Here is a 14,364-nt window from a genome sequence, read left to right on the forward strand (position 1 = left end):
GGTGCGGTCCCGGGCCGCGTCCGGTGATCAGGCCGGGCCGGCCGGGTGCCAGCGCCGCCGGGCCCCCCGGGGCAACACCACGGCCAGCAGCGCCACCAGCGCCGCCGCCCCACCGGTTACGCCGGCCACCAGCAGCGCCCGGTCGCGGGCCGTGGCGCGACGGGACCGGCGGTCGAGCGCGGCCGGATCCGGCCGGTCGGCCGGCAACGCCGCCCCGGCGCGAGGGCGGGCGGGCGCGTCGCCGGGCGACTCGGTCACCGCGCGGTACGGGTTGAGCACCCCGGCGCCGTAGCCGTCGCCCCGCCCCGGCGCCGGATCGGTGCCGGCCACGATCTGCCCGGCGACCCCGGCCGCGTTCAACCCGGGGCGATACTGCCGCAGCAACGCCGCGGTGCCGGACACGAAGGGCGTGGCATAGCTGGTCCCCTCCGCCCGGTGGTGGCCCCGCCGGGGCGCCGCCATCAGCACCTCGCTGCCGGGGGCGACCAGGTCGACGTAGGGACCGGCCTGGGAGAAGGCGGCGCGTGTGCCGTCCCGGCCGATCGCGCCCACGCCGAGCACCCCGTCGTACGCCGCCGGGTACGGTCGGGGGTCGCCGCTGTCGTGCAGGTTGCCGGCGGCGGCCACCACCACCACGTCCCGCCGCACCGCGTAGGCGATCGCGGCCCGGACGGCCGGGTCGTCCGCGTACAGCACGACCGACAGGTTGAGCACGTCGGCGTCGTGGTCCACCGCCCACCGGATCGCCCGGGCGAAGTCGGCCGCGTCGACCGTACGCCCCGACTCCCGCCCCTCGACCACCTGCTGCTCGCTCACCCGTACCGGGAGGACGCGCGCGTCCGGCGCGAGCCCGCGGAAGGCGACGCCGGGGCGTGGCGCGGCGGCGATGATGCTCGCCACGCCGGTGCCGTGCCCGGCGCAGTCCCGGGTGCCGTCGCCCCCCGGGTCGAGGAAGTCGGCGCCGTCGAGCACCCGGCCGGCGAGCTGCGGATGCGACCGGTCGACCCCGGAGTCGACCACGGCGACCACCACGCCGGCGCCGGTCGCGAGCGGGGCGAGCCGGTCCGGCGCGTACCGTTGCTGGGGCCACGGCTGCTCGGCCACCGGGCGGGCGGGCGCCGGCGGCGCCGCGCATCCGGACGGGGCGCGGGCCGCCGCCGGAGCGGCCGGCAGGCCGGCGACGAGGAGGGTCGCCAGGGTGGCCAGGACCGGGCGGACGAGGGGCCGGGACATCGACGACCTCCGTAACGTGTCGACTCCGGAACGGGATGTTAGCGCCTCGCCGAGGTCACGGCCGACCGTCGATGGCCAGGCATTGTGATCTTGTTACCACCTTGTAGGTTGTAGGCGATGCCTGTGGCCTGTTCGCGGAAGGAGAGGTGGCCGTGACCGGATGGAAGCCGGCCACCGAGGCCGAGGTGGCGATGCGGGACGCGCTGCGCGCGCAGGACCAGCAGCAGTACTTCCGCGTGCTGACCCGCGTCGATCTGGTGCTGCCGGTCGCCGGCGGCTCGACCGCCGGGTGGGGCACCTGGACCTCCGGGGGTCGCACCCACGTGTTGGCCTTCACCTCCGTCGCCGCGCTACGGGCCGCTCTGGGTGAGAACGCCGGGGCGACGCGCGTGGTGGCATACCCGGACCTGGCCGCCGGCTGGCCCAACCAGGAGTGGTGGTTGGCGGTCGATCCGGGGCTGCCGATCGAGGGCTACCTGCCCGCCTGGTACGTCGCGCAGCTCGCCCGGGGAGACGTCCGGCTGCCCGGGCGGACCATGGGCGCCCGAGCCCGCCTGGATCGGGTGGAGAGCGCGGCCCGGGCCGCCCGCAACGGGGTTCCGGAGACCACACGGGAGGCGCCGTTCCCCCGGGTGCCGGCCGCTCCCGCGCCGCCGCCCCCGGTTCCGCCGACCCGCGGTGGCCGGGTGGCGGAGGCCGAGGAGCCCTCCACCGTGCCGATGCGGACCGTGCCGGTCCTCGGTCGGCGCGTACCCACCGTGCCGCCCCGCCGGAGAACGCCGGAGGCGCCCGAGGTGGTCCGGCCCGCCTCGGGCGACGAGCCCGGCTCCGACGCCCTCGACGGTTGGCTCACCGACCTGCGTCGGCGACCGGACGAGCCGGACCCCTTCGCCGCCGGACGGGACGCGTCGGTGGACGATCCGCCGGCGGCTCCCGCGCCGCCCCCGGCCCGCTCCTTCTTCGAACCCTCCTCTGGGCGCTCCAGCCGGCGGCCCTCGCCGCTGGACGCGCCCCGCCGGTCCGCCGAACGGGCGACGCCGCCGTCCCGGTTCGCCGGTGGCCAGCCGTTTCCCCGCCGCCGGCCGCTGAACGAGCCGGTGCGGGAGGACCCGACCCGCGCCTTCCCGATCGGGGCGGACCAGCCGCCCCCGGCATCCCGTCCGGACGACCCGACCCGGCCGTTCCGGCCGGCCCGCCCGGCCGAGGACGCCACCGGCACGCTGCCCCGGCGCCACGCCGCCCCGGCCGCGCCCGGGCCGGACCAGTGGGCCGGGGGGAACCCGGTGGACGACCTCGCGGAGGCGGAGGAGTTGCCGCCGTCGGTCGCCGAGCCGGTGTCCGCGCCGCCGACGCCACGGCGTGACTTCACACCGATCGTCATCGAGGGCACCGTCATCGAGGCCCGCGACCTGACCGAGCCCACGCCGGCCTGGTCCCCACCGCGCGCCGACCCCGTGGTCCCGGTTCCCGGCGGTGACGCGGCGGCGGCCTGGACGGGTGGCACGGACCCGACCGTGCCGCTTCCCGTCGACCCGGTGGTCGACGACACCGCCGATCTCGCCGCCCACCTCGACGCCACCGGGGCGGGCGAGCCGGTCGACGGCACGTCGCCGTTCGACCGGTCCGGCGTCGGGGACGAGCCGACGACGCCGCTCTCACCGGCGGCCGCGCCTCCGGTGTCGCTCTTCGAGCCGTCGTCGGGGGCCGCACCCTCGTTCGCGTCGACGGCCCCGTTCGGGTCCACCGCTTCCGAGTCGACGACGGCGGTCGAGACCGCGTCGGCCTTCGAGCCCACGACGGCGCAGCCCACGACGGCGTTCGAGCCCACGACGGCGTTCGAGCCGACGACGGCGTACGGGGCCACGTCGGCGTTCGGGCCGGAGTCGACGACGGCGTTCGAGTCGCCGGGTTCGGGTGAACCGACGGTGTCGCTTTCCGAGCCGCCGCCGTCGTCGTCGGCCGAGCCGACGGTGTCGTTGTTCGAGTCCACGGCACCGCTCTCCGAGTCGTCGAACGGTGCCCCGGCCCCGCTGTTCGAGCCGCCGACCGAGCCGCTGTTCCCACCCGACCCGTCCGCCGCCGAACCGGACGCCGGGTCGCTGCTCGGGACGCCGACACCCGAGTCGACGCCAGTGCCGACCGAGCCACCGGCATCGTGGTCCGCTCGCTCCGATGTGGAGGACGGTTCGCCACGCTCCACCGCCTCCGAGCGGTCGGACGACGAGCCGACCTGGGCCGGCGCGACGACGCCGCCGACCGGGCGGCCGGAGTTCGTGCCGGCGAACGAGGTGGAGGAGGAACTGCTCGCCGCCACCGGCAGCGGAAACACGGACGGCTTCCTCACCACCCTGCTGCTGGCCCGGGTGCTGCTGCCGGTCGCGCCCGACTCGGCGCCCGGCGGTCGGCCGGGCGACCCCGGCTTCGTCTGGCACACCCGGTCGATCGACGGTGGCACGTACGTCGTGGCCTACACCTCGCCGGAGCGGCTCGCCGAGCACGCCGACGGGCCGGTCGACACTGTACGGGTCAAGTTCGTCCAGCTCATCCGCCGGTGGCCGGACGCCGCCTGGTCGTTCCTGGTCAACCCGGGCAGTCCGGTCGGTGCGGCGTACCCGGGGGAGCAGGTTCTCGCGCTCGCCAACTGGGCCGCCGAGGTGGGCCTCGGCGACGAACCGGAGCCTCCCGCCGCCGCGCCGGCCCCGGCGGCCGAGCCCCGACCGGCGGCGCCGCCGACGGACCCGAGCCTGCCGGTGACCATGCAGAAGGCGATCGCGGCGAGCCAGCTCGCCTACTACCTGGAGCGGGGCTACGACCGGGTGTCCGGGTTCGTGCACCGGGCCGGTGAACTTGCCCACCTGCGGACCCCGGCGGAGCTGTACGACGCGCTCGGCCTCGGCCATCCCGGCTCGCCGTTCTCCCGCGACGACGAGGAGGTCTACCTGCTGCGCTGGCCGGCCCACCGGCCCAGCCTCTACCGGATCCCGTACGGCGGGCAGAACGAGGCCGCCATGCGGGCGATGGAGGGCTGGGTGATCGAACGGCCCCCGTTCCGCGGCAACGGCTTCGCGCCGGGGGAGAGCACCGACGTGGTGGCGGAGTTCAAGGTGGACAGTGCCCGGCTGCCGCACGGGGCCGAGCTGTGGCGCGTCGGCGCCGACGCCACCGCCCGGCTGGTCGCGGTCCTCGACACGGACGCGCTGGTGTGGCGGAAGGCGGACGAGGCGTGACCCGCGACGGGTACGTGGCCCGCTGGCGGGGCCGGGAATACCAGGCCAGCCCGGACGGGACCGACGTCCGCCTCTACCAGCCCGAACCGGACGACGGCTTCGCCGAGGTGCGCCCCGGCCGGTACGTCCGGGTGGTGCCGGCCGCCGAGGTGGAGGACCTGGCGTACGTCCGGACCACCTGCACCTGGCAGGGGCAGCCGTTCATCGTGCTGGCCGAGCACGAGGGCTGGCTGCGTGTGGAGTACACCGGCGGACGCTGGCCGGTGGCTGAGGCGATGGGGCTGGAGGCGTTCGACTTCGGCGTCTACCAGGGGTGGGCGCCCGCGACCGAGGTGGCCGACCTGGGCGAGCAGCGGGTCTGAGTCAGGACTTCGCCCAGCGCAGGATCTCGCCGAGCACCACATCGCGGGCCTCCACGTGCGGGAAGTGGCCCACGTCGTCGAGCAGCCGCCACTCGTACGGGGCGGTGACGTAGCGGCCCGAGCCCTGCGCGGTGCGCGGCAGCGAGGCCCGGTCCAGCGCGCCGTGCAGTTGCAGCGTCGGTGTGACCAGCGGCTTCTGCATCAGCTTCACGAACCGGTAACCGTGCAGCCGCAGCACCGAGCGGAACGCCCAGCGGTAGCCCTCCATGGCGCAGAACGCGGCCTGCGGGATCTGCATGGCCACCCGGCAGCAGCGGGCGTAGTCGGCGAAGTCGGGTCCGTCGACCCAGCGCGGCCCGCCCCACCGGCGCAGCATCTCCTCCACCTCGGCGGCGCCGTCCCGGGTCAGCACGTGCTCGTAGCGCGGGAGCTGGAACTTCAGCGTGGCGGTGGCCGAGGTGAACTGGCCGCGCGGGTCGGCGAAGATGGCGGCCCGCAGCCGGAGCGGGTGCGGTGCGCCGAGCACCACGAGCCGCCGGACCAGGGTGGGGTGGAACGAGGCGGCGGTCCAGCCGATGAGCCCTCCCGCGCCGGTGCCGACCACGGTGGCCGACCGTTCGCCGAGCGCGCGGATCAGGCCGGCGACGTCGGCGGCCAGCGTGTAGCCGTCGTACCCCCGGGGTGGCTTGTCGCTCGCGCCGTAGCCGCGCAGGTCGACGGCGACCGCGCGGAAGCCGGCGTCGGCGACCGCCGGGAGCATCTCGCGCCAGGCGTACCAGTATTCCGGGAAGCCGTGCAGGAAGAGCACCATCGGGCCGGTGCCGGCCTCGACGACGTGGAACCGGCTGCCGTTGGCGCCGACGAACCGGTGCGTCCACGGCCCCTCGGGCAGGACGCAGGACTCGTCGGCGAACCCGCCGCGCTGGTCGGTCATGGGGCACAGCCTAGGGCCGGCGGTCGCCCGCCGGCCCCGCAGGTGCCCAGGATCAGGGGATTCTCCGGGACGGCACCGCGTCGACCCGCACCGGTAGCGGCTACGGGGTGACGATCCGCATCGGTACGCCGGGACCGCAGTCGACCGAGCGGTCGCGCGAGGCGAGCCGCAGCGTGACGAAGTCGCCCTCGCGCAGCTCACCGGCCTCCGGGCCGTGCACGGCGTACTCCCGGCCGTTCTCGTCGACCAGGCCGTAGCACGGGCCGGGACCGCCACGGGTGATCCATCCGGCGACGACCCCGGTGGGGCGGTTGTCGGTGGGCTTCTTCGGCGGCCCGGCGGGGCGCCGCAGGGTCGGCAGCTCGGTGGCGGAGAGCGGGGTGGGGCGGTCGGCGGGGGCTCCGCTGGCGGCAGGCGCGTCCACCGCCGGGGTGGGCGGCGCGGCCGGTGCGGCAGAGGTGGGCGGTGCGGCCGGGGTGGACGGCCGGGTCTCGTCGGGCACGGATCCTCCGTTCCCGGCGCAGCCGGCGGTGGCGAGCAGTGCCACCGCGAGGGCGGCCGGTAGAGCGGTGCGAGGCGTCACCCGGATGGGACGCGGGCGGGGGCCGGCCGGTTCCCTGCCGGAAAGGGCGATGCCCGGGCGGTGAACCGCCCGGGCATCGCTGTGGTGCGTCGATCCGTCGATCAGGAGATGCGGATCTTCATCGAGGTGCCGTTCTGCTCGACCACGCGGATCTTGACCCCGTTGTTCGGGACCTTGACGCCGTGGTTCGGCAGCTCCGGGAACCAGTACTGCTTGCTGTCGTCGAACACCGGAGCAGCGGCCTGACCGCGGATGTACTGCGGCTGGCTGTTGATGTGCAGGGTGAACGAGTCGGCCTTCTTCAGGCTGAACGGCGCGTCGTAGACCTGGACGCGGGCCCGCCAGGGCTGCCCGGTCAGGTTGTAGAGCGGCCGCGGACGCGAGTCGATGTACAGGTTCCGACCCTCACCCGGGTGACCACCCGGGTTGGCCGCCGACGCCGGAGCGGTGTTGTTGTCCGCCCAACGCAGGTTCCAGTACGAGATCAGCAGACCCTCCTGGTACGCGTAGTGGTCCACGTAGTCCGGGCGGGTGTTCGCGTAGCCGAAGTAGTACGGGCCGGTCTTCAGGTACTTGTCGTACGAGACGTACGACCGGTTGCCGGCGATGTAGTAGTTGTCGAACTTACGGGTGTAGGTCTCCTCGACGATGCTCCAGCCGGCGAGGGCCCAGTCGCCCGCACCCGCCTCGGCGCCGTCGCTGAGCAGCGTCTGCCCGTCGGCGGTCACGGTGATGGCGTCACCGAAGAAGCCGCCCTCGGAGACACCGCCGTCCGTCTGGTAGCGGAGCCGGAACTGCACGACCTTGCCGGCGACCGCGTCCATCGGGATGTTGATGTCGACCCACTGGTTGCCACTGGAGCCGTCCAGGGCGAAGCGCCCGGGCGAGATCTCCTTGAGCGCCTTGCCGTTGGCCGTACCGGGGAGCGTGGCCCAGGTCTGGCCACCGTCGGTGGACGCCTCGAAGAAGAGGTAGTCGTAGTCCTCTTCGATGCTGTAGCGACCCTTCATCGACAGCGCGGCACTGCTCTTCCCGGTGAGGTCGAGGGTGCGCGTCATCGTGGTGTTCAGGTCGTCCGCGTTGCCCGAGAAGAACTGCTTGGTGCCCTCGAACGGCTTGCCGTTGTCGAAGGTGTACTCGCGCTGCGGAAGCACGACCACGGCAGCCTGCGCCTTGGCCGAGTTGTACTCCTGCGGCCCCAGGTTCAGGGTCCGCTTCTGACCGGCGACGACCGTCTCGTAGTCGAGCCAGCCGAGCTGGAGCTTGTTCCAGGCGCCCAGGTCGCCACCGCGCTCGCCGATGCCACCGTCGTTCTTCGCGCCGAGCCGGCTCTGGGCCATCAGGGTCCAGTGCTCGTTGTTGTTGTCGGCGCTGGTGCCCACGTTGTAGTCGTCCGGCAGACCGAGGTCGTGGCCGTACTCGTGGTAGAAGACGCTGCGGCCGCCGTTCTCCGGCTGGATCGTGTAGTCGCCGATCCAGACGCCGGTGTTGCCGATCTGGGTGCCGCCGGCCGGGAAGTTCTCCGGGCCGGTGCTGCCCTGGTCGCTGGCGAACGCGTACCACCGGTGGCTCCAGATGGCGTCCTCACCCTGGTAGGGGTCACCGTCGGCCTGGTCGCCGCCGGCGTGGACGATCTGGAAGTGGTCGATGTAGCCGTCCGACTCGTTGAAGTTGCCGTCGCCGTCGAAGTCGTAACGGTCCCACTGGTCCATCGACTTGACGTCGGCCGCGATCTCCTCGTCGGAGCGACCCTGCGCCTTCTGGTCCTCGACCCACTGGTTGGCGGCGTCGCGGACCAGAGCCCAGGTGTTGGTGCAGACGTTCGAGGCGCACGGGTAGCCGTCGGAACGGCCGTAGCGAGCCTCGTTGTACTTCACCTTCACCCAGTTGGTGACCTCGCCGTCGACGCTGTACCGACCCGAGGACTGGGCCTCGTAGTACTGCTTCAACGACTCGTCGCCCGGCTTGGTGCCGAAGTACAGCTGCCGGTAGTGATCGGCGCTGAAGTCCGGCTGCCAGACCGTGGAGTTGTCCACCGCCCGGTTGGGCTGGGGGATCTGGTTGACGCGCGGACCGTCGAACCGGGACGGGCCCGGAGTGTCCGGGTCGGTGTCCTGGTCCGGGTAGTTCGGGTGCCGCTCGTCGCCGAACTCCGCAAGGATGACGAAGATCTTGTCAGTCTGCTTGCGGGAGAGCTCGACGTACTGGTCCTTCACGGGACCCTTGCCGGCCTTGGTGCTCTTGGCGGACCTGCCCGCCGCGGCACCCTCGGCAGCCTGCTCGCCAACCTTGACGACCGTGCTGCCGTTGATCTTCTGGGCCTTCGCCCTGCCGGAAAGGACCTCGCTCAGGCCCTCCTGGCGCAGCGCGCGCCGCTTCTCTTCGAGCGGGTTGGGCAGGTCGTGCTCAGCCTGCGCAGGCTCGGCCACCGACGGGGCGGCGGCCGGGAGCTTCGGCGTCGGCGCGGCGCTGGCGGACGTGCCCGCCACCAGCCCCGTCGCCGTCAGCGAAAGCCCGAGCAGACCCACTGCGACTTTGCGCACGTGGTACCTCCGGTGTGAGGGAACCGGCCCCATGGGGGTACGGGCCGGTGGAACGTCCCACAAGTGGGACCCTTGGTGAACATAGACACTGCTGGGACCGGTGGGAAGATGTGTGCGTCGATTTGTAGCAACTTTTTGTTGGTGACGCCGTTGCCCGTCACACGTCGATCTGTTGCCGGCGCGCTGACCAGCGCCGATGCCCGTTGAGGCGTGGGTAACGAAGGTCATGGATACAGAAGGGCCGGGAGCGCTTCCGCTCCCGGCCCTTCCGTCATCCGGCCCGTTCAGCTCATTTTTCGGTCATTCCGGTTCCGGTTTGACGTTCCCGATTCAGCCCTTCGGCGGGACCACCAACACGGTGGCGTACGCGTTGTCCTTGGCAGCCCGCACGAGCACGATCGAGGTGCCGTACGCGACACCCGCGTCACGCGGGTTGCCGGTGCCGAGCACGATCGCGCCGCCACCCAGCTCCTCGCCGTACCAGTCGGTCGCCGGGGAGCCGTCCGGGTTCACCACCCGGGTCGTGTACTGCTGGTTGCCCTTCGACGGGACGACCACCGAGGCGTCGTTGTCCCGGGCGTACGGCGAGCCGTCCCGGATCTCGATGCCCGGGTACCAGCCCTTGGCGTCGGTGAAGGCCCGCACCGGGGACTGCGCCGGGAACTTCGTGCAGTACGCGCTGTACGGCTCGTCCGCCGCCTCCAGGCACTCCTTGAACGGGTACGTCGGCTGGAGCGAGAAGGCCGCGTTGGACGACTGCGGACGGCTGGGCAGGTTGTCCAGCACCGACGGATCCTTCTCGGCCGCGGTCCACTTGCGGCGCAGCGGGTCGTTGTGCGAGTCGACGATCAGCAGCCCGCCCTTGGCGCCGTAGCTGGGCAGCGCGGTCATCTGCCCGGTGACGTGGTTGACGTCGCCGAGCTGGGTGTCCCGGTACCAGACCAGCATGCCCGGGGCGTTGTAGGCGATCCGGTCGACCTTCCACGCCTCGTGCGAGTAGACGGTGTCGTAGGCGTACTTCAGGCCCTTGTCGAAGCCGTCGAAGTTGCGCCACTCGGCCAGGTAGTAGTGCGACTTGACCTGGGTGCCCGAGTCGACGTGCCAACCCGCACCGCTGGTGTCGGTGAAGGTGCCACCGGTCTGGGTCCAGCCGGCCGTGCCGCCCTCGACGTCGTCGCTCCAGGTGGTGGCGCCGCCGCCGGTCACCGAGAAGTCGTCGGCGAACCAGCCGCGCTCCACGAACGCCTCGTCGGTCGCGTACCGCAGGCGCACCTGCACGGTCTGCCCGGCGTACGACGACAGGTCGACGTAGTCGTGCCGCCAGCCGTCGGTGGCGCCGGTCAGGCCGTACTTCTTGTTGCCGAAGTCGACCATCCGCCCGTTCGGGTCGGCGTAGCCGTCGTCGGTGGTCACCAGCGCGCCGGAGGAGTCGTACACCTTGCGCTCGGTCCAGGTGGCGCCGCCGTCGGTCGAGACCTCGACGAAGCCGTAGTCCCAGTCCTCCTCGATGACGTAGTTGTTCCACATCCAGAACTTCGCGTCGGCGGCGTTCGGGACGGTCACCGTCCGGCTCAGCTTGACGTCCGCCCAGTTCTGGTCGGCGCCGGAGTACCACATGTTTCCGCCGCTGTGCGGCTCGGCCAGCGTGATCACCTTGTCCGGCAGGTCGATCTTGATGCCGTCCTCGGTGCCGACCGGCGTACGCGAGGTCTGCCCGAGCTTGACCAGCTTGGCCCGGTCACCCGGCCCGAACGTCTTGGGCTCGGCCCAGCCGAGCACCCACTTGTCCCAGAGGCCCATGTGGGTGGGGAGCGCCTGGAAGATCTCGCCGGAGTGCGAGCCGGACGCCATCAGGTCCCAGAAGTCGACATCCGAGTCGGCGTTGCCCGAGGTGTCGTAGAGGTCCGGCAGACCGAGGTCGTGCCCGAACTCGTGGGCGAAGACGCCGACGCCGGCGTCCTCCGGCTGCACGATGTAGTTCGACACCTTCAGGTTCGTGCCGGGGATCGTGTAGCCACCGGCCACGGTGGAGGAGTGCGCCCATACCGAGTAGACGCCGATATCGCCGCCGCCCCGGGACTTGCCCTGGTTGGCGTGCACCAGCACCAGGTGGTCGATCACGCCGTCCGGCTCGTGGTAGTTGCCGTCGCCGTCGCGGTCGCTCTGGTCCTCGATGTCGTAGTCGGCCCACGGGAAGTCCGGGTCGGCGGCGGCCAGCGCGTCGATCGCGTCGGTGGCGAGGCGGCCGGGGCCCTGCGGGTTGTCCGGGTGGCCGTTCATCGACTGCTCACGCCCGGCGACCCAGTTGCCGTTCTCGTCCTGGAAGCAGCGTGAGGCGGCGTACCAGCCCTCCGAGTGCGGCACCGTGATCCACGGGCTGGCCTGCCCGTCCACGGTGTACGCGCCCTTGGACATCTCCAGGTACATGTTGTGCATGGTCCGCCCGGCGAGGCTGATGCCCGGCTTGCCGTCCGGCCCCTTGAGGTCCTTGCGGACCCGCTCGGTGATGCCCTTCTTGGTGTAGAGCATCTTGTCGTAGTGGGCCGGCGAGAAGTCCGGCACCCACATCGAGTTGTTGTCCTTGTGCGGCAGCGTGGCCGGGTTCGGGATGGTGTTGTGCCGCGGCCCGTTCTGCACCGTGCCGGGAACGCAGGTGCGGTCCTCGAAGACCGTCTTCGGGACCATCACGTCGGTGAAGTCGTCGTTGGCCTTGTCGTTGAACTCGACCAGCAGCGTCAGCAGCTTGGCGGTCTGGGTGCTCTTGGCCTGCTTGATCTTCCGCGGGCTCTGCCCGGTCCGGATCGACTTGGCCTCCAGCTTCGCCAGCTCCCGCGCGGTCATCGGGTTGCCGCCGGCGTACTTCCGGTCGTAGGCGCGGGCCTCGTCGGCCGGGGAGGAGAAGACCCCGTCCCGACCCTTGGTCTCCTTGCCGCCGGTGTCCGGCTGCACCTCGGGCTCGGCGTAGTTGATGTAGTACTCGTCCGCACCGATGGTGGCCGGCGCGGACCGGGACGGCTGGGCCGCCGCGCTGCCCGTCACGGTCAGCGACGTGGCCGCGAGGGCGATGGCGGGCAACGCGACGAGTAGGCGTCTGCGTGCCCTGGACTGCGAAATGGGGAGCATGCCACTCCGTTCGTAGGGAATGGTGAGGGACCGGCCGTCTCAGTGACAGATGTCGAATTCCGCCGGTGCGGCTGAACGTAGTCGACCGGGCGCGGCATAGACAGGGGTGAACAGGCCCTCTGCCCGTTCAGGTCAGTGCCTCCTCCGCCGATCGACCAACCCCGTCGTGGGTACGACGAGGGGCGGGCCGCCGTGGCGACCCGCCCCTGGTGTTCCGCGTCGGTCAGTCCTCGTCGGACTTGCCCCCACCCATCCCCGAGGAGATCATCTCCATCACCGAGGAGTCCTGCAGCGTGGTCACGTCACCGAGCGACCGGTTCTCCGCCACGTCCCGCAGCAGCCGGCGCATGATCTTGCCGGAGCGCGTCTTCGGCAGCTCCGGCACCAACATGATCTGCCGCGGCTTGGCGATCGGGCCCAGCGTCTTCGCCACATGGTTGCGCAGCTCGGCGATCAGCCGCTCACCCGCGTCGCCGGAGGTCTCCGCGCTGCCGCGCGGAATGGCGAACGCGACGATCGCCTGGCCGGTGGTCGGGTCGGTCGCGCCGACCACCGCCGCCTCCGCCACCGACGGGTGGCTCACCAGCGCCGACTCCACCTCCGTGGTGGAGATGTTGTGGCCGGACACCAGCATCACGTCGTCCACCCGACCGAGCAGCCAGATGTGCCCGTCGTCGTCCTTCTTCGCGCCGTCACCGGCGAAGTAGACCCACTCGTCGCCGGTGTTGGCGCCCGCGCCGAACCGGGACCAGTACGTCTCCAGGAACCGGTTGTCGTCGCCCCAGATGGTCCGCAGCATCGACGGCCACGGCTCCTTGAGCACCAGGTAGCCGCCGCCACCGTTGGGCACCGACTGGCCCTGGTCGTCGACCACGTCGGCGACGATGCCGGGCAGCGCGGACATCGCCGACCCGGGCTTCGCCTCGGTCACGCCCGGCAGCGGCGAGATCATGATGGCCCCGGTCTCGGTCTGCCACCAGGTGTCGACCACCGGCAGCTCACCCCGGCCGACGTGCTGCCGGTACCAGATCCACGCCTCCGGGTTGATCGGCTCGCCGACGCTGCCGAGCAGGCGCAGCGACGACAGGTCGTACCCGGCCGGCACGTCCTCGCCCCACTTCATCATGGTCCGGATCAGCGTCGGCGCGGTGTAGAGGATGCTCACCCGGTACTTGTCGACGATCTCCCAGAACCGGCCCTTGTGCGGGGTGTCCGGGGTGCCCTCGTACATGACCTGGGTGGCGCCGTTGGAGAGCGGGCCGTAGACGATGTAGGAGTGCCCGGTCACCCAGCCGATGTCGGCCGTGCACCAGTAGACGTCCGTCTCCGGCTTCAGGTCGAACACCGCGTGCGTGGTGTACGACGCCTGGGTCAGGTAGCCGCCAGTGGTGTGCAGGATGCCCTTCGGCCGGGCCGTGGTGCCGCTGGTGTAGAGGATGAACAGCGGGTGCTCGGCGTCGAACGGCTGCGCCTCGTGCTCCGGCGACGCCGTCTCCACCGTCTCGTGCCACCAGTGGTCCTTCGCCGACCAGGCGACCTCCTCGCCGGTGCGGCGGACCACCAGCACGTGCTCCACCGACGGGCAGTTCGCCACCGCCTCGTCCACCGTCGGCTTGAGCGCCGACGGCTTGCCCCGGCGGAAACCGCCGTCCGCGGTGATCACCACCTTGGCGCTGGCGTCCTGGATCCGGTTGGTCAGCGCGTCGGCCGAGAAGCCGCCGAACACCACGCTGTGGGTGGCGCCGATCCGGGCGCAGGCGAGCATCGCCACGGCGGCCTCCGGGATCATCGGCAGGTAGATCGCCACCCGGTCGCCGGCGGTCACGCCCAGCGCGGTCAGCGCGTTGGCCGCCTGACAGGTGAGCCGGTGCAGGTCCGCGTAGGTGACGGTGCGGGTGTCACCCGGCTCGCCCTCCCAGTGGATCGCCACCTTGTCGCCGAGGCCCGCCTCGACGTGCCGGTCCAGGCAGTTGTACGCCACGTTGAGCCGGCCACCGGTGAACCACTTCGCGAAGGGCGCGTTCGACCAGTCGAGCACCTGCTCCCACGGCTGGGCCCAGGCCAGCCGGCCGGCCTGGCGCTCCCAGAAGGCGAGCCGGTCGGCGGCCGCCTCGTCGTACGCCTCCGCGGTCACGTTGGCGTTGGCGGCGAGCTCGGCCGGCGGCGGGAACTGGCGCGTCTCGTTCAGCAAGTTGGCCAATGCCTCGCTCATGCGGTGACTCCTTCGTCGCGTGACCTGCGTCTCCTACTCCGGGGAAGGTTAGTCCCGGTCCCGCCCGGGCCGCGACCGCCCGCCCCGCTCCGCGCGCTCAGCGGCGCCCCCTCCGCGCTGAGGTGTAAGGAAGGGCCCCCTATTAAC

8 protein-coding genes are annotated in these 14,364 nt (G+C 72.2%); 2 read left to right on the plus strand and 6 right to left on the minus strand.

Features of this window, described 5'->3' with window-relative positions; all coding sequences use genetic code 11:
- Positions 1-27: 27 nt before the first annotated feature.
- Positions 28-1,233: a type VII secretion-associated serine protease mycosin gene (mycP, locus tag O7600_RS20830; protein ID WP_281589800.1), complete on the minus strand. Its 1,206-nt coding sequence runs from the start codon at positions 1,231-1,233 to the stop codon at positions 28-30.
- Positions 1,234-1,385: 152 nt separating this feature from the next.
- Here mycP and O7600_RS20835 point away from each other — a divergent pair, with 152 nt between their 5' ends.
- Together O7600_RS20835 and O7600_RS20840 are read left to right on the plus strand one after the other, a co-directional pair.
- Positions 1,386-4,460 (plus strand): SseB family protein, encoded by a 3,075-nt coding sequence (locus tag O7600_RS20835; protein ID WP_281589802.1) that lies wholly within the window; start codon positions 1,386-1,388, stop codon positions 4,458-4,460.
- Positions 4,457-4,822 carry a hypothetical protein gene (locus tag O7600_RS20840; RefSeq protein WP_098744019.1) on the plus strand — a complete coding sequence of 122 codons (366 nt, stop codon included), beginning with the start codon at positions 4,457-4,459 and terminating at the stop codon, positions 4,820-4,822. Before O7600_RS20835 ends, O7600_RS20840 begins: the two co-directional genes overlap by 4 nt.
- A gap of 1 nt (position 4,823) precedes the next feature.
- Here O7600_RS20840 and O7600_RS20845 read toward each other — a convergent pair whose 3' ends face one another.
- From O7600_RS20845 to acs, 5 genes are all read right to left on the minus strand, one after another.
- A complete protein-coding gene (locus O7600_RS20845; protein WP_099162904.1) occupies positions 4,824-5,756 on the minus strand; it encodes an alpha/beta hydrolase in 933 nt (310 codons plus the stop codon).
- Between the two features lie 100 nt (positions 5,757-5,856).
- Positions 5,857-6,258, minus strand: a complete 402-nt coding sequence (locus tag O7600_RS20850; RefSeq protein WP_281589806.1) for a hypothetical protein — start codon at positions 6,256-6,258, stop codon at positions 5,857-5,859.
- 182 nt (positions 6,259-6,440) lie between these two features.
- Positions 6,441-8,867, minus strand: coding sequence for an immune inhibitor A domain-containing protein (locus O7600_RS20855; protein WP_281594218.1), 2,427 nt, complete (start codon positions 8,865-8,867; stop codon positions 6,441-6,443).
- A gap of 345 nt (positions 8,868-9,212) precedes the next feature.
- Positions 9,213-11,957: an immune inhibitor A domain-containing protein gene (locus O7600_RS20860; protein ID WP_281589808.1), complete on the minus strand. Its 2,745-nt coding sequence runs from the start codon at positions 11,955-11,957 to the stop codon at positions 9,213-9,215.
- A 271-nt stretch (positions 11,958-12,228) separates the two neighbouring features.
- Entirely contained in the window at positions 12,229-14,217 is a 1,989-nt protein-coding gene (gene acs, locus O7600_RS20865; protein WP_281589810.1) for an acetate--CoA ligase, read from the minus strand.
- Positions 14,218-14,364 lie beyond the last annotated feature (147 nt).

Origin of the sequence: Micromonospora sp. WMMA1998 (genome assembly GCF_027497375.1) — a bacterium.
Lineage (GTDB): Bacteria > Actinomycetota > Actinomycetes > Mycobacteriales > Micromonosporaceae > Micromonospora > Micromonospora sediminicola.